This is a genomic window from Streptococcus mitis SK575 (assembly GCF_000257865.1).
In the GTDB taxonomy this organism is placed as follows: Bacteria; Bacillota; Bacilli; order Lactobacillales; family Streptococcaceae; genus Streptococcus; species Streptococcus mitis_CQ.
Map to the genome: position 1 here is coordinate 1 of NZ_AICU01000073.1, position 14,902 is coordinate 14,902.

Below are 14,902 nucleotides of genomic sequence, written 5' to 3' on the forward strand. Positions count from 1 at the left end.
CTTTGATTTTCATTGAGTATTAGGTGTAGTAACTTTTTACATTCAATCAAATCTGTAAACAAAGGGCTAGGAAAATTCCTGCCCTTTTTATCCGATTAAATTTGTCACCCAGATTTGTTTGAGCCAACTGGTTGTTACTGGTATGCTCTGGATGATGTGTTTTGCGACGATACTCTTTTCAAGAGGATTTTGTATAGCTGCCATGGGGATGGTCGCCAAAATTGTCAAGGCCATTTGCAATACAAATAAGGTCACCAACATGGATAAGATACCTGCTGAAACTTGGAACAACTTACCACCCAGTTTTTTACTAGGAATCAAGTGCAAGAGGAGACCAAGCAAACGACCGATGCTATAGACAATCCCAAATACAAGCAAGTAGCCGATCCCTGCGTAAAAGACCTTATCCAACTGAAAGAGTTGATCCGATGGGAAAAAGAAAGTTCCCTGACCTTCCTGCGGATTTGCATAAGGGAGCAACAAATGAAATTGTTCTCCCAGCCCCTTGTAAAACTGGCCAGCCATAAAAGCCGATGCCATGGCTGAAATCAGGTAATAAACCTGTAAGAGCAGTCCTCTCCGATAGCCGATATAAAATCCCCAAGCCAAGACCAATAGAAGAAGGAGTGAAATCATAAGGAATCCTCAATCTTGCTCTGTTCTTGCTTGCAAGTCACAAGCTTGTGGCGCAGTTCTTCTAATTCTTGCTCCTTATCATCAAATTCAATCTCACGGCTGAGTTGAGTTGACAAACAGTTGACTGCCAACAAAAGAGCGATTGTTTCATCATCTGCACTAGGCATTTGTTCTTTAATTGCTTGGTATTTTTCTGTCGCAACCTTAGCGATTTCCTCCATAAAGAGATTATCATGTTCGCTTGTCAAGGTTAATGATTTTTTCCCGAATGTAAATTTGAATCGATTTAGATTTGCCATAAAATTCACCTCACGATATTATACCAAAATTCGCTAACTTTGTCAGTTTTTACAAATTTGCCTGCTTTTATGGTACAATAGAAACTATGGCAAGTATAACACTCACACCAAGTGAAAAGGAGATTCAGGCTTTCCTTGAACACTATCAAACCAGTCTGGCTCCCAGCAAGAATCCCTATATTCGCTACTTTTTGCGACTACCTCAGGCAACGGTTTCTATCTATACTTCTGGAAAGGTCTTGCTTCAGGGTGAAGGAGCTGAGAAGTACGCCTGTTTCTTTGGCTATCAAGTTCTAGAGGAAAACAGCGGACAAAATCTTCCTTTGATTGGGACGGATGAGGTTGGAAATGGTTCCTACTTTGGTGGACTTGCAGTTGTGGCTTCCTTTGTCACACCCGACCAGCATGACTTCTTGCGAAAACTCGGTGTGGGGGATTCCAAGACTCTGACCGACCTAAAAATCCGTCAGATTGCCCCTATCCTCAAGGAAAAAATCCAACATCAGGCACTGCTTCTCTCACCAAGCAAGTACAACGAGGTCATCGGAGACCGCTACAATGCTGTTTCGGTTAAGGTTGCCCTCCATAATCAGGCTATCTATCTCCTCCTTCAAAAAGGCATTCAACCTGAGAAAATTGTGATTGATGCCTTTACCAGTGCTAAAAATTATGACAAGTACTTGGCACAAGAGGCCAATCGTTTCAGCAATCCTATCAGCTTAGAAGAAAAGGCTGAGGGCAAATACTTGGCTGTAGCAGTTTCTTCTATCATTGCGCGTGATCTCTTTCTTGAAAATCTTGAAAATCTGGGACGAGAACTGGGCTATCAACTTCCAAGTGGAGCTGGAACGGCTTCTGATAAGGTAGCTAGCCAGATTTTACAAGCCTATGGTATGCAGGGACTCAATTTCTGCGCCAAATTGCACTTTAAAAATACTGAAAAAGCGAAAAAACGCTTAGAAAGGTAAATTATGAATTCATTTAAAAATTTCCTAAAAGAGTGGGGATTATTCCTCCTGATTCTGTCATTACTAGCTTTGAGCCGTATCTTTTTTTGGAGTAATGTCCGCGTAGAAGGCCACTCCATGGATCCTACCCTAGCAGATGGCGAAATTCTCTTTGTCGTTAAGCACCTCCCTATTGACCGTTTTGATATCGTGGTGGCCCATGAGGAAGATGGCAATAAGGACATCGTCAAGCGTGTCATCGGAATGCCTGGCGACACCATCCGTTACGAAAACGATAAACTTTACATCAATGATAAAGAGACGGATGAGCCTTACCTAGCTGACTACATCAAACGTTTCAAGGATGACAAACTCCAAAGCACATACTCAGGCAAGGGCTTTGAAGGAAATAAAGGAACTTTCTTTAGAAGTATCGCTGAAAAAGCTCAAGCCTTCACAGTTGATGTCAACTACAATACCAATTTTAGCTTTACTGTTCCAGAAGGAGAATACCTTCTCCTCGGAGATGACCGCTTGGTTTCGAGCGACAGCCGCCACGTAGGAACTTTTAAAGCAAAAGATATCACAGGAGAAGCTAAATTCCGCTTCTGGCCAATCACCCGTATCGGAACATTTTAAGAATCCTAAGAGGCCGAGAATCACCAATCTCAGCCTCTTCTTCTATCGTGAGAAGATGATTATTCACTATCCAGTTTGATTAAGATAGAAACAAAGTTATACTCAATGAAAATCAAAGAGCAAACTAGGAAGCTAGCCGCAGGTTGCTCAAAACAGTGTTTTGAGGTTGCAGATGGAAGCTGACGTGGTTTGAAGAGATTTTCGAAGAGTATTAACTCTCACCTATTTATGCAAAGGAATCTTATGGAAGTTTATTTTTCAGGAACCATTGAACGGATTATTTTTGAAAATCCCAGCAATTTTTATCGTATCCTCCTCCTAGAAATCGACGATACGGACGCAGAAGATTTTGATGATTTTGAAATTATTGTCACCGGCACCATGGCTGATGTGATTGAGGGAGAAGACTATACTTTTTGGGGACAAATTGTCCAGCACTCCAAGTATGGGGAACAACTGCAAATCAGTCGTTATGAACGCGCAAAACCAACTAGCAAGGGCTTGGTCAAGTACTTTTCAAGTAGCCATTTCAAGGGAATTGGTCTCAAGACAGCTCAGAAAATCGTGGATACCTATGGCGACAATACCATTGACGAAATTTTGCAACACCCAGAAAAGCTAGAAGGCATTGCAGGACTATCTGCAAAAAATCGCGAGGCTTTCGTCTCTACCCTCCGTCTCAACTACGGAACGGAGATGGTTTTAGCCAAACTAGCCAACTACGGTATTCCCAATAAATTAGCCTTTCAGATTCAAGACTTTTACAAAGAAGAAACCCTTGATGTGGTTGAAAATTATCCCTACCAGCTAGTTGAGGATATCAAGGGCTTGGGTTTTACTATTGCTGACCAATTAGCGGAAGAACTAGGCATCGAAAGTCAGGCTCCTGAGCGCTTCCGCGCCGGTCTAGTTCATAGTCTTTTTCAGACCTGTATGGAAACAGGGGACACCTATGTTGAAGCACGGGATCTGCTAGAACAAACCCTTACTCTCCTTGAGTCTTCCCGCCCCGTGGAACTGGACCCCAGCCAAGTGGCCCAAGAACTCTCGTACCTGATTGAAGAAGACAAGGTTCAGCAGGTTGATACAAAAATCTTTGATAATAGTCTCTTTTTCGCTGAGGAAGGCATCCGTAGTCACTTGGTTCGTATCCTTGAAAAAGGAAAACAGAAGAGCCAAGATTTAGAAACCATTCAAAAACATATCACTACTGTCGAGGAAGAGCTAGAGATTGAGTATGATAGCATTCAAAAACAAGCTATCTGTGATGCTATCCAGAACAAGGTCTTTATCCTGACAGGTGGCCCTGGTACTGGTAAGACAACGGTTATCAATGGGATCATCGCTGTTTATGCCCTTTTAGAAGGACTTGACCTCAGGAAAAAAAGCAATTTGCCCATTCTTCTTGCTGCTCCAACTGGTCGAGCTGCTCGACGTATGAATGAATTGACAGGCTTGCCAAGCGCGACCATACACCGTCATTTAGGAATGACAGGTGATGATGATACCAGTCATCTGGAAGATTATCTGGATGCTGACTTTATCATCGTGGATGAATTTTCCATGGTGGATACTTGGCTGGCCAACCAACTCTTCTCAAACATCTCTTCTAACAGTAAAATTCTCATCGTGGGAGACAGTGACCAGCTACCGTCTGTCAGTCCTGGACAGGTTCTAGCGGATCTGCTTCATATTCCTTTGATTCCTCAGACTCGCTTGGAAAAAATTTACCGGCAAAGCGAAGAATCAACCATCGTCACCCTAGCTAGTCAGATTCGACAGGGCATCTTGCCAGCTGATTTCACCCAGAAAAAAGCAGACCGTTCCTACTTTGAAATCGCTAGTGGTCATATCCCTGCTACTATTGAAAAGATCTTAGGCGCTGCCCTCAGAAGTGGCATCCCTGCCCGTGATATCCAAGTTCTGGCTCCCATGTACCGAGGGACAGCAGGGATTGATGCTATCAACCAGCTCATGCAAGACCTGCTCAATCCACCACAAAAAGACCAACTCAGTTTTGAAGCTCCCCAGTGCCACTATCGCAAGGGAGACAAGGTCATTCACTTGGTCAACGATGCTGAAATCAATGTCTTTAATGGAGATTTGGGAGCTATCACAGACCTGATTCCTGGTAAATACACCGAGTCGAAACAAGACGAAATTGTCATTGATTTTGATGGCAACGAGGTCTCTTACCCACGTAACGAATGGTACAAGATTCGTTTGGCCTATGCCATGAGCATCCATAAATCACAGGGAAGTGAGTTCCCTGTTGTCATCCTACCTATCACTAGTGCTAGTAGGCGTATGCTGGAGCGCAATCTCATCTATACAGCCATTACACGCGCCAAAAGCAAGCTTATCTTACTAGGCGAGTTACAGGCCTTTGATTATGCTACTCAACATATCGGAACTGCCCGAAAAACCTATCTGATTGAACGCTTCAGTGATTTATTGGAGAATGTTGAAGAAAAGCAACCAGCTATCTCTGAAACTGCCACATCAAGTGCAACTGAACAATCCTACATCCTGACCGAAGAAAACTGGGACAGCATCCCGGCCATGATTGGGATTACAGACGCAGACCTCAAAGAGATTTTTGGAAAATAGTGCATCAGAAAACCCACCAATTCAGGTGGGATTTTTGTTTATTAAGATTATTTAACTGTTGCTGTGCTTGTGATCAATTCAACAGCTTTTTTGATTGTGATATCGTGTTTCAACATATCAGCTGAAAGCAAGCTTTGTACTTGTTCAACTTCCATGTTGTAGTCTGCAGCCAATTGCTCAACTTCTTTTTGGATTTCTTCTTCTGAAGCATCAAATCCTTCAGCTTTGGCAACTGCTTCGATAACAAGGTTAGTCTTAGTACGTGACTCAGCTTCTGCTTGATATTGATTGTGAAGGTCTTCTTGAGTAGTTCCAGTGATTTGGAAGTACATGTCAGGGTTGATACCTTGACGTTGCAAGTTTCCAAGGAATTCGTTTACTGAGCGGTGAACTTCTTCGTGAATCATTTCTTCTGGAAGTTCTACGATTTCAGCGTTTTCTACAGCTTTATCAATTGCTGCACCTTCAACTGCATCTTTGTAAGCTTCTTCTTTAGCAGCAGCCAATTCTTTGCGGTATTTTTCTTTCAATTCAGCAAGTGTTTCAACTTCTTCGTCGATGTCTTTTGCAAGTTCATCGTCAAGAGCTGGAACTTCTTTAGCTTTTACTTCATGGATAGTTGTCACGAATTTAGCTTCTTTACCTGCAAGGTCTTCTGCTTGGTAGTCTTCTGGGAATGTTACGATAACATCAACAGTTTCACCAGCTGAGTGACCTACCAATTGGTCTTCGAAACCTGGGATGAATTGACCTGAACCAAGTCCAAGCGAGAAGTTTTCACCTTTTCCGCCATCAAATTCAACACCATCGATAGAACCAACGAAGTCAATGACAACAGTGTCGCCGTTTTCAGCAGCAGCTTCCTTGATAACCAATTCAGCCAAGTTGTTGCGTTCGCGTTCGATACGCTCTTCAACGTCAGCATCAGTTACTTCTTTTTCTACATCTACTGATACTTCAAGGTTTTTGTAGTCACCCAATTTTACTTCAGGTTTTGTAACAACTTCAGCAGTGATAACCCAATCTTGACCTTTTTCCATTGAAGTTACATCAATTTTTGGTTGAGCAACCACTTCAAGACCAGCTTCTTTTACAGCTGCTTCATAAGCGTTTGGCAAAAGAGCGTTCATAACGTCTTGGTAAAGTGATTCTTCACCAAATTTTTTGTCGAAGATAGGGCGTGGAAGGTGACCTTTACGGAAACCTGGAACATTAAGAGATTTCTTCACTGAGTTGAAGACACGGTCCAATTCTGGTTTGATTTGGTCTTGAGAGATAGTGAAAGTCAAGACACCACGGTTTGTTTCTTTGTTTTCAAATGATACAGACATTCTGTCATTTCTCCTTAAAATTTTTTAAATACAGTCTATTATAACATAAATGAGCGACTTTTTTCAAGTAATGAATGTGCTTTTCAATGATGGGAGAGGTACTTGCTCGCTTCTTTGATACTAAGTTCAGCCATTCTTTCCTTGTTTTTCTCAATGAAGCATGCTACCCAAGCTGGATTCGTTTTGGAGTAGTCTCTCAGAGCCCAGCCAATGGCTTTATTGATAAAGAATTCTGTTTGATTCAAATTATGAAACAGAATCTTTTCCAGTAATTGAACATTGGTCTTCTCTTTTCTTAACAACTGGTGGTCAATAGCGACGCGTCTCAACCAGATATTGTCTGACAGGCTCCATTGGAGGATTATTTTTTCCAGTTCCTGCTTCTCATACACCAAACTCCCTACTACTCGATCTAGGATATCCACCGTATCCCACCAAGACTTGGTAACAACCAACTGCTCTAGCTTAGGCAAATCGCTGTCCTTTAGATAAGACTGCATGGCTTTCAAATAATTGGCAGCCACATACTGGTATTCTCTAGACTCTTTTTCCCAGCAAGTATCTACAAAATCCCAATCGATAATCTTTGTTTTTTTCTCTTCTGGAAAGTATTTTTTATAGAGTTTATTTCTTTCTGGCGCCGCAACGCCTAGAAAGGAAAATTGATGGCGCATATAGGTCTCCATAGGCCCTGCTTTTTTAGGATTTTTTGCTGCTTCTAACTCCTCAAGTAAATCTGTTAGACTCATCTAAAAGTCCTCATGCCCTACCAAGTGGTGCTGAAAGGCATAGACTGCTGCCTGAGTGCGATCACTGACCTCAAGCTTAGCTAGGATGTTGGACACGTGGGTCTTGACCGTCTTGAGAGAGATAAAAAGTTCGTCTGCGATACGCTGATTTTCGTAGCCCTTGGCGATGAGTTGGAGAACATCTCGCTCACGCGCAGTCAAGTCCTCATGTAGTTCTATGTGATTGCGGTGGTATTCGACCTTCTTGCTGACCTCTTGCTCAATGGCCAACTCGCCAGCAGCCACCTTACGGACGGCATGAAGTAATTCGTCTGCACTTGAAGTCTTGAGCATATAGCCTTTGGCACCAGCATTCAATACGGGCATAATTTTTTCATTGTCCAAGTACGAAGTCACAATCAAAATCTTGGCTTCAGGCCATTCTTTAAGGATGGTCAAGGTCGCGTCAATTCCATTCATCTCAGGCATGACAATATCCATGACAATGACATCCGGACGCAATTCCAATGCCAACTCAATCCCTTGAGACCCGTTGGACGCCTCACCCACAACTTCTACATCGTCTTGGAGGTCAAAGTAGCTTTTCAAGCCCAATCGGACCATTTCATGGTCATCTACTAGTAAAATTTTCATCTTTACTCCTTTGTCATTCCTTATCTAACAAGGGAATACGGATATCAACTGCCAGCCCTTGCTTGGGAGCTGTCAATAACTGAACCGTCCCTGCCATATCTTCAACCCGCTCCTTGATATTGCGGAGTCCATAACTCAGGTCATCTAAACTCCCCAACTGGAAACCAATCCCATTGTCCACCACCTTCAGCTGCAATTCAAGATCCGTCTGATAGAGATAGACATCCAAACAAGAGGCCTGGGCATGGCGAAGGGTATTGCTGATCAATTCTTGCAGAATACGGAAGATATGCTCCTCGATTTTCTTAGGCAATTTCGTCACATTTTGCTTGAAACTAACCTTAAGATCACTCTTATCCTCAAGCTCTTTTAAGAGAATTTGAATCCCTTCAACCAGACTCTTCTGCTCCAGTTCAACTGGTCGCAAATGCAAGAGTAAGACCCGCAAATCCTTCTGGGCTGTTTCTAAAATAGCTGTGACACTCTGCAACTGGGTCTGTATCTTTTCTCTATCCAATTTCAAAGCCTGCTGACTGACGCCTGATAAAATCATGTGGGCCGCAAACAACTCCTGACTGACTGTATCGTGCAAATCCCGAGCAATCCGCTTCCGTTCCTTCTCGATGATTTTCTCTTCCTGAGCAAGGCTGTGATTTTCAGCCTTTTGAAGAGTCTCTGTCAAGAGATTGAGTTTGACAGATAAGGACTTGAAACTGGCATCCAAATCTGGATCTGCAACTTGAACCACTTCTTTCCCTGCCAATAAACGCTTGAGATTAGCCTGCATCTTTCTTAGAGAAAGCTCTTCAACACCTCTCCAAAACAGGGCTAAGAGACAGGTCATGGACATGCTGAATACCAACAACAAAAAGACAAATTTTTCTATTTTTTCGACATCGTGCAAGAAAATAGACCAGTCAAAGTCAAGGATTTCCAACAAGCTATGGGAGAAAAATAAGACAAATAATAAGGAGGTGAGAGCAATCATTACATAGGCTTGTTTTTTCATCCTCTGACCACCTCCACATCTCCAATCATAGTGGTCAAGAAAATCTTGACACTCTTGTTACTCTTGAGATAGTCTCTTGTTTCTTGATGATAGTGTTCATTGCGGAGGGCTCGCCTTGGCTGGTTGAAGAAAGTCAAATCACCATAGAGACAGTTAACGCTGAGACTGACTTCCACATCTACAGGCACAATGATTTTAGTCGTCCCTACCATCTTTCTGAGGATAATGACATTATCGTGATTGGTTAGGATGACCCTCTCCAGATGAATAGTGTCCTTACCCATGAGGCGAAAGAGATTGATATCATCAAACTGGCAAGTCTGGTAGCTTGAAAAATGATGGAGGTTCCCGAACCAACGATTTTTCTCCTTCTTAATCGTCACCACCTCTTCAAAAACCAAATTGGTCTGCTCTTTTTCCTGGTTCATCATCGGATAAAGAAGAAAGAGGCTATAGATAACCGCAACAAAAATAGCTAGAATCACAAAAGGATTGAGCATGACGATGAAAAAGAAGAGAATGCTTGCCACTACTAACAGAAGATTATTGCTCTCTTTACCAGTGTAATAACGAATCAAAAGCAAAAAGAGGAATAGAATCAGCAGAAAACGCGAAAAATGCTCTGAAACCATCAAAATCAGAGCTCCTGTCAAAAGACAGGCTTCAATAAATAAAAAGATTTTAAATTTTCTCATAGGTTCATCCTCTCCCCTCTATTTTATCACAATTCAAAAAAGTCACCTCGGTCTGCAGATGGAAAAAAGGCGGTGGTTACGCCTTTTTCATCTGATCATTTGCTTCTTTTAATTTTCCATATAGAAGATAGTCTACTTTTTGCAGATCTGCTATGGTGGCACAATTAAGGGCACACATGATCAAGCGTAGATCTGCTTTCCAGCCTTGGATAATGCCGATCACTTCTTCAATTGTGTAGGTTTCAACCAATTCTAGAACTGTTCGAGACAGTCCCACGGCTTTGGCACCAAAGACCAAGCACTTAATCATATCCAGCGGATTCCGAACGCCTCCACTGACCAAGAGTTCGACCTTGTCTTTCCATTCTTGGGCATTGAGAAGGGCCTGCATGGTGGACTGACCCCATTGATTGAGGTAATCACGCTGGCCACTGCGACGATTTTCAATGTAGGCAAAGCTGGTACCACCACGACCCGAGAGGTCCACTGTACGAACACCTAGTTCATAGGCTCTCTCAATGGTCTTGACATCCATTCCAAAGCCTACTTCCTTGAGAACAATAGGAATGGGGATTTGCTTGCTATAGTCTGCTAGATGCGATTGCCAGTTTCTGAACGTTCTTTCTCCCTCGGGCATGAGTAATTCCTGCATGACATTGACATGCACCTGCAGGAGGAGAGGTTTCATCTCTTCTACAGTCTGAAGACCGAACTCAACAGGTTTGTCTAATCCAATATTAGTACCAAGGAGAAGATTTGGATGATCAGACTTGACAGAAAAAGAGTCATCTGCTGGATCTTTGAGGGCTGCGCTATAAGAACCCGTCACAAACAAAATCTCACAGGCTTCTGCTACCTGAGCTAGCTTTTGATTGATTTCTCTTCCCTTATCGCTTCCACCCGTCATGGCATTGATATAAAAAGGAAAGTCCCACTTTTGACCAGCAAATTCTGTCGAAAGATCGATTTCATCCAGATCGTAAAGAGGCAGGGAAGAATGAATCAGCTCCACCTCATCAAAGCTATTATAGGAACTTTTCTGCTCAAGGGCATAGCGGATATGCTCGTCCTTACGATTTGTCGTCATGTCCTATCCTTTCTTGATATAAGAGCTCAATCCCCAGATTGAGCCAACGATTTTTTAAGGTTTCGGTTGATTGCGCATTAAAACTCAAGGCAATACCACAGTCACCACCACCAGCGCCGCTACTCTTAGCAACAGCTTGCAAATCTTGACTGGCTTTTTTCAACTGTCTAAGCGAAGGAGTGTAAATATCTGCGCTCAAGCCTTCTAAGAGCTTGCTGGCTCTTTCTACCTGCTCGATAATTTTTTCAGTTTCCCCCTGCTCCAAGGCTTCTACTAAAGCAGCCACCGTTTTTTTTGAGGAATTTAAAAAATTCGAATTTATGTTCTGCTTGATTTGCTTGACCATATCACTAGACACAGCTACTTCCTTGGTCCATCCCACTAGGAAATCGCATTCTAGGACTGGTTGCACTTGTGAGATAGAAAAGCCCCAATCACGCTCTAGAACTGTCGCCAAGTTTTCTTCTTCCAACCAAGTAGCCACCTTCTGACGATCAAATGACTGGTAGAGAACCAAATCTTCTGTCACAATACAGGCAAGGTCTCCCATAGAGCCATTATCTCCTCGCTTGAGCAAGACAGCACTGGCTAGCTTGAATAAGAGATTCTGATCAACCGAAAGATTATACAGAGCCAGCAAAGCCTTGATAACCAAGACAACGACGCTGCCACTAGAGCCTAAACCAAACTTTTTTCCTTCTCGTTCCATTTTCCCTCGAATTTCCAAAGAAAAAGGTTGCAAGGTCTGCCTACGATAAATGAGAAAATCTTCCACTAAAGCAATCGTTTCTTGAATCAAGCTGTAGGCAGGATTTGGCGTCAAGTCCACTGCAAAATCAAACATGTCTGAGTAGATACGATAACTGTCAGAAAAAGCAATCTCTCCCCTCATATAGATGGGAATGGCCTTTATCAAGGCCAACTGCCCAGGCTCTAGAATAGCATATTCACCTGCCCAATAGAGTTTTCCGCAAGTTTTAACAGCAATCATCTTGGCTCAAATCCTTTGTTTTTGACACAATCAAGCGATAACGTTGACCGAAGATTTCTGATAAATGCTCCAAGTCTTTCTCCTGACAGAGGACCTTGACATTGGGACCAGCATCCATAGTAAAGTAGCAGGCCTCTCCTTGCTCACGAAGCTGACGAACAAAGTCCATGGCTTCATAAGATGCATCGGTCAGATAAGAAAAGGCTGGTGATGCTGTTTTTGTCGTAGCGTGCATAGCCAGGGCATTTTTTTCAGTCAATTCCCCAACCTTGGCAAAATCATTTTCCTTGAGATAAACCAGCATATCCTGATAGTCTTTCTCAGACTGACGGACCCAGTCATCAAAGGTCGTCGAAGTTTCCACACAGAGTTTCATCCCATCACGACTAGAGATTGGTTTTTTCTTGTCCTCCAAGACCAACATAATCATAGCTAGTTTCAAGTCTGTCTCTACAGGGTAAATTTCCCCACTATCCTTATCCCAAGCACCTAGTGGTCCATAAAAACTCCGAGAAGAAGAACCTGAGGCAAACTTAGCTTCCTGCGCTAACTGGCTTCTATCCAATCCAAGCTTGAAATAGGCATTGCAAGCCTTGACTAGGGCAGACAAACCACTAGAACTTGAGGACAGGCCCGCTGCCGTAGGCATATTGTTTTGAGTATCGATACGGACAAAGCCCTCACCAGCTGGACGGTAGCGGTCAATAATCTTACTCATCTTGGCATGCTCCGCCTCATTTTGTAGCTGACCATTGATATAAAAGGCATCAGCCGTCGCATGAGCTGGTAGAGGCGACAAGGTCGTCTCTGTGTACATATTTTCCAAAGTTAGAGAAATACTGCTAGTAGCAGGAACCATCTCTTTTTCTTTTTTCTTTCCCCAATATTTGATAATAGCAATATTTGCGTAGGAACGTACTGTTACAGGCTTTCGATCCATGTCTGAACAGCTCCTTTCTCTTCTAATCTTTCTGCTAGTTCTTGTGCGTCTATCAAATTGTCTGCCAAGGCTATGATACAGCCTCCAAGCCCACCACCACTCATCTTGGCACCCAGAGCACCATAGCTAAGAGCCGTTTCAACCAAAGAATCTGCCTCAGTGCTACTGACTCCGATTTCTTTTAAATGCAAATGCGCTTGACTGAGGATTTGTCCCAGTCCTTCAGCATCTTTTTGTAAAATCGCATCTTCTGCCCGCTGGGTCAATTCTCCCAAGGCATGCAAAAACGGTAAGGCATCCTTGCCCTTGTTTTGAACCACTTGGATGGCTTCACGGGTATGACCATAAACGCCCGTATCGGCAATCACCAAAAAGGCCGATAAATCCATCTCAAGCTCTGTAAATCCTACGTTCTTAATAAAGCGAATAGGCTGGTCACTTAGACAGGTCTTAGCATCCAAACCACTAGGATTCATATGGGCAATCATTTCAGCCCGATTGACCAAGATTTCTAGTACATCATGAGGCAGTTCTGCCTGATAGTAGTCAAATACCGCACGAATGGCCGCTATGCTGATAGCTGCTGACGAACCCATTCCCCGTTTTTCAGGAATAGCCGAGTCAATCTCACAGCGAATGCAAGCCTCTTTGATAGCCAAATACTCCAGCGAAGCATAAACTGCCATAGACAAAGTATCCTCCTCATAGAGGCGCCAAGGACTCGCTGCAGGAACTACCTTACAAGTCACCTCTACCTCCAAAAGTGGCATAGAAATGGCAGGATAACCGTAAACGACCGCATGCTCCCCTATTAAAATAATCTTACTATGCGCCTGACCGACACCAAGTTTTTTTGTCATATTTTCCTTTTACTAGACGAATAAGCCGTCCCATTTTTCATACAAGTATTTATTCTTTCCTATCTATTTTATTATATTTTCACAAAAAAAGCGATTGTTTCCTTTACAATCGCCTCTTTCATTATTGAATCCATTCACCATTATAGTTGACAGAATAGCCTTCTACAGTGGTATTCACTGCTAAAGCACCTGAGCTATAAGCATAGTACCATTTACTACCGACCTGGAACCAGCCAGTTGTCATAGCTCCTGATGAACGAAGATAATACCACTTGTTACCAAGGTATTGCCAACCTGTTTGCATGATGCCAGTTGTTGGATCTAAATAGTACCAAGTTGAGTTATCATTGGTCCAGCCACGCACTAGCTCCCCAACCGTTAAACTGTCGATACGAGCATCGAAATTACCATCCTTCTGTAAATAATACCAGTGTCCCTCGTCATAAATCCAACCAGTTTTTAAAGTGTGATAGCTACGCTGATCTTCAAAATAATAGACTCGTTTCTCTGCTGGACTATTATATTGTTCCCCATGATGCTTGTTGACATTTGTAGCTGTTTTTGCTTCTAAAACTTGCTTACCAACAAATTCTTGTAGTACCCCATCTTGACCAAAGTAAAACCAATCTGGTCTAAAAGCAATATCTTGCCTTATAGAAGAACCAATCGTAACCCCTTCGTGTGGAGCAGGTATATATTGCCAGCCGACAACCATCTCTCCAGATAAAGGATCAAAATAATAGTACTTACCATCAATCACTCGCCAGTAGGTTTCTTTGAGTTCCCCCTTCTTGTAGTAGGTTCTACCATTTTCTTGGACAAATTGCCAACCTTCTGAATCAGCATCATCCGCCAATACTGCACTTGTCGCTAGCAAACCAAAGAAAAAGACTGCTAATGCGATTTGCATCAATTTTTTTATTATTTTCATTAGACTTATCCTCCTGCAAGGATTCTAGCAAAAATTAAATTGTATGTCAATATTACGGCTTTAAAATCATATAATAATGAACTATCATTTGAGTCACTAGTAAAATCTCCTAGCAGGCTTCCCTGCTAGGAGATTTTCTTATGAGAGATACTTGTCTAAGCTTTGAAAATCGGATTCATCATCTGATATTTATCAAATAATCTACCAATTAAGCTTCTTCGTCTTCTTTACGACGACGGCCTGCAAGACCAAGGCCAAGTAATGCACTTGCGGCAGCGGCTACCATAGCTACAGTAGAATCTGCTGTACCTGTATTTGGTAATTCTTTAGCTGCTTTACGCGCATTTGCTGCTGCTTCTTGGCTAGCATTAGCTGCTGCTTGAGTTGTAGCTGGAGCTACAGCTGGTGTTTGAGCAGCTTGGTCATTAGCTGGAGTTACATGATTAGTTGCTGGAGCAACTTTCGCCATGAAGTCTTCGATACGTTTCACCATTGCATCCACTTCTGCTTGACTTGCGTCTGCATTGGCAAATACTTTCTTAGCG

Annotated in this window: 16 protein-coding genes; 3 read left to right on the forward strand and 13 right to left on the reverse strand. The window is 42.7% G+C overall.

Features of this window, described 5'->3' with window-relative positions; all coding sequences use genetic code 11:
- Window positions 1–87: 87 nt before the first annotated feature.
- Window positions 88–636: a CvpA family protein gene (locus HMPREF1048_RS09015; protein WP_000624509.1), complete on the reverse strand. Its 549-nt coding sequence runs from the start codon at window positions 634–636 to the stop codon at window positions 88–90.
- Window positions 633–935, reverse strand: coding sequence for a cell division protein ZapA (zapA, locus tag HMPREF1048_RS09020; protein ID WP_000002019.1), 303 nt, complete (start codon window positions 933–935; stop codon window positions 633–635). The genes HMPREF1048_RS09015 and zapA overlap by 4 nt, the downstream gene beginning before the upstream one ends.
- 86 nt (window positions 936–1,021) lie before the next feature.
- On the opposite strand from zapA, the gene rnhC reads away from it, so the two are divergent.
- The 3 genes from rnhC (at window position 1,022) to recD2 (ending at window position 5,131) form a co-directional block, all read left to right on the forward strand.
- On the forward strand, window positions 1,022–1,903 hold the full coding sequence (rnhC, locus tag HMPREF1048_RS09025) for a ribonuclease HIII (RefSeq protein WP_000146883.1): 882 nt from the start codon (window positions 1,022–1,024) through the stop codon (window positions 1,901–1,903).
- 3 nt (window positions 1,904–1,906) lie between these two features.
- The gene (gene lepB, locus HMPREF1048_RS09030) at window positions 1,907–2,521 is read left to right on the forward strand and encodes a signal peptidase I (protein WP_004245100.1); all 615 of its coding nucleotides are present in this window, start codon (window positions 1,907–1,909) and stop codon (window positions 2,519–2,521) included.
- A gap of 243 nt (window positions 2,522–2,764) precedes the next feature.
- Window positions 2,765–5,131 carry an SF1B family DNA helicase RecD2 gene (gene recD2 / locus HMPREF1048_RS09035; RefSeq protein ID WP_000454515.1) on the forward strand — a complete coding sequence of 789 codons (2,367 nt, stop codon included), beginning with the start codon at window positions 2,765–2,767 and terminating at the stop codon, window positions 5,129–5,131.
- Between the two features lie 47 nt (window positions 5,132–5,178).
- Here the strand turns inward: recD2 and tig are convergent, their stop codons facing one another.
- The 11 genes from tig to HMPREF1048_RS09090 form a co-directional block, all read right to left on the reverse strand.
- Entirely contained in the window at window positions 5,179–6,462 is a 1,284-nt protein-coding gene (tig, locus tag HMPREF1048_RS09040) for a trigger factor (protein ID WP_000116487.1), read from the reverse strand.
- An 83-nt stretch (window positions 6,463–6,545) separates the two neighbouring features.
- Window positions 6,546–7,211, reverse strand: coding sequence for a DNA alkylation repair protein (locus tag HMPREF1048_RS09045; protein WP_000059640.1), 666 nt, complete (start codon window positions 7,209–7,211; stop codon window positions 6,546–6,548).
- On the reverse strand, window positions 7,212–7,844 hold the full coding sequence (locus tag HMPREF1048_RS09050) for a response regulator transcription factor (protein WP_000698441.1): 633 nt from the start codon (window positions 7,842–7,844) through the stop codon (window positions 7,212–7,214).
- 13 nt (window positions 7,845–7,857) lie between these two features.
- Window positions 7,858–8,853: an envelope stress sensor histidine kinase LiaS gene (locus HMPREF1048_RS09055; protein WP_000743696.1), complete on the reverse strand. Its 996-nt coding sequence runs from the start codon at window positions 8,851–8,853 to the stop codon at window positions 7,858–7,860.
- Window positions 8,850–9,548, reverse strand: a complete 699-nt coding sequence (liaF, locus tag HMPREF1048_RS09060; protein WP_001224654.1) for a cell wall-active antibiotics response protein LiaF — start codon at window positions 9,546–9,548, stop codon at window positions 8,850–8,852. The genes HMPREF1048_RS09055 and liaF overlap by 4 nt, the downstream gene beginning before the upstream one ends.
- A gap of 76 nt (window positions 9,549–9,624) precedes the next feature.
- On the reverse strand, window positions 9,625–10,635 hold the full coding sequence (gene fni, locus HMPREF1048_RS09065; RefSeq protein ID WP_000210638.1) for a type 2 isopentenyl-diphosphate Delta-isomerase: 1,011 nt from the start codon (window positions 10,633–10,635) through the stop codon (window positions 9,625–9,627).
- Window positions 10,619–11,626 (reverse strand): phosphomevalonate kinase, encoded by a 1,008-nt coding sequence (locus HMPREF1048_RS09070; RefSeq protein ID WP_000562408.1) that lies wholly within the window; start codon window positions 11,624–11,626, stop codon window positions 10,619–10,621. Before HMPREF1048_RS09070 ends, fni begins: the two co-directional genes overlap by 17 nt.
- A complete protein-coding gene (gene mvaD, locus HMPREF1048_RS09075) occupies window positions 11,613–12,566 on the reverse strand; it encodes a diphosphomevalonate decarboxylase (protein WP_000375364.1) in 954 nt (317 codons plus the stop codon). Before mvaD ends, HMPREF1048_RS09070 begins: the two co-directional genes overlap by 14 nt.
- Window positions 12,548–13,426 (reverse strand): mevalonate kinase, encoded by an 879-nt coding sequence (gene mvk / locus HMPREF1048_RS09080; RefSeq protein ID WP_000162722.1) that lies wholly within the window; start codon window positions 13,424–13,426, stop codon window positions 12,548–12,550. The genes mvaD and mvk overlap by 19 nt, the downstream gene beginning before the upstream one ends.
- A 121-nt stretch (window positions 13,427–13,547) precedes the next feature.
- On the reverse strand, window positions 13,548–14,357 hold the full coding sequence (locus tag HMPREF1048_RS09085) for a PspC-like choline-binding domain-containing protein (RefSeq protein WP_000691498.1): 810 nt from the start codon (window positions 14,355–14,357) through the stop codon (window positions 13,548–13,550).
- Between the two features lie 208 nt (window positions 14,358–14,565).
- Window positions 14,566–14,902, reverse strand: a 337-nt coding sequence (locus HMPREF1048_RS09090; RefSeq protein WP_000629271.1) for an LPXTG cell wall anchor domain-containing protein, incomplete at its 5' end; no start/stop codon positions are given.

Coding starts and splice junctions, on each gene's coding strand:
- HMPREF1048_RS09015 (WP_000624509.1), bottom strand. CDS start 636: ATGATTTCACTCCTTCTTCTATTGGTCTTGGCTTGGGGATTTTATATC.
- zapA (WP_000002019.1), bottom strand. CDS start 935: ATGGCAAATCTAAATCGATTCAAATTTACATTCGGGAAAAAATCATTA.
- rnhC (WP_000146883.1), top strand. CDS start 1,022: ATGGCAAGTATAACACTCACACCAAGTGAAAAGGAGATTCAGGCTTTC.
- lepB (WP_004245100.1), top strand. CDS start 1,907: ATGAATTCATTTAAAAATTTCCTAAAAGAGTGGGGATTATTCCTCCTG.
- recD2 (WP_000454515.1), top strand. CDS start 2,765: ATGGAAGTTTATTTTTCAGGAACCATTGAACGGATTATTTTTGAAAAT.
- tig (WP_000116487.1), bottom strand. CDS start 6,462: ATGTCTGTATCATTTGAAAACAAAGAAACAAACCGTGGTGTCTTGACT.
- HMPREF1048_RS09045 (WP_000059640.1), bottom strand. CDS start 7,211: ATGAGTCTAACAGATTTACTTGAGGAGTTAGAAGCAGCAAAAAATCCT.
- HMPREF1048_RS09050 (WP_000698441.1), bottom strand. CDS start 7,844: ATGAAAATTTTACTAGTAGATGACCATGAAATGGTCCGATTGGGCTTG.
- HMPREF1048_RS09055 (WP_000743696.1), bottom strand. CDS start 8,853: ATGAAAAAACAAGCCTATGTAATGATTGCTCTCACCTCCTTATTATTT.
- liaF (WP_001224654.1), bottom strand. CDS start 9,548: ATGAGAAAATTTAAAATCTTTTTATTTATTGAAGCCTGTCTTTTGACA.
- fni (WP_000210638.1), bottom strand. CDS start 10,635: ATGACGACAAATCGTAAGGACGAGCATATCCGCTATGCCCTTGAGCAG.
- HMPREF1048_RS09070 (WP_000562408.1), bottom strand. CDS start 11,626: ATGATTGCTGTTAAAACTTGCGGAAAACTCTATTGGGCAGGTGAATAT.
- mvaD (WP_000375364.1), bottom strand. CDS start 12,566: ATGGATCGAAAGCCTGTAACAGTACGTTCCTACGCAAATATTGCTATT.
- mvk (WP_000162722.1), bottom strand. CDS start 13,426: ATGACAAAAAAACTTGGTGTCGGTCAGGCGCATAGTAAGATTATTTTA.
- HMPREF1048_RS09085 (WP_000691498.1), bottom strand. CDS start 14,357: ATGAAAATAATAAAAAAATTGATGCAAATCGCATTAGCAGTCTTTTTC.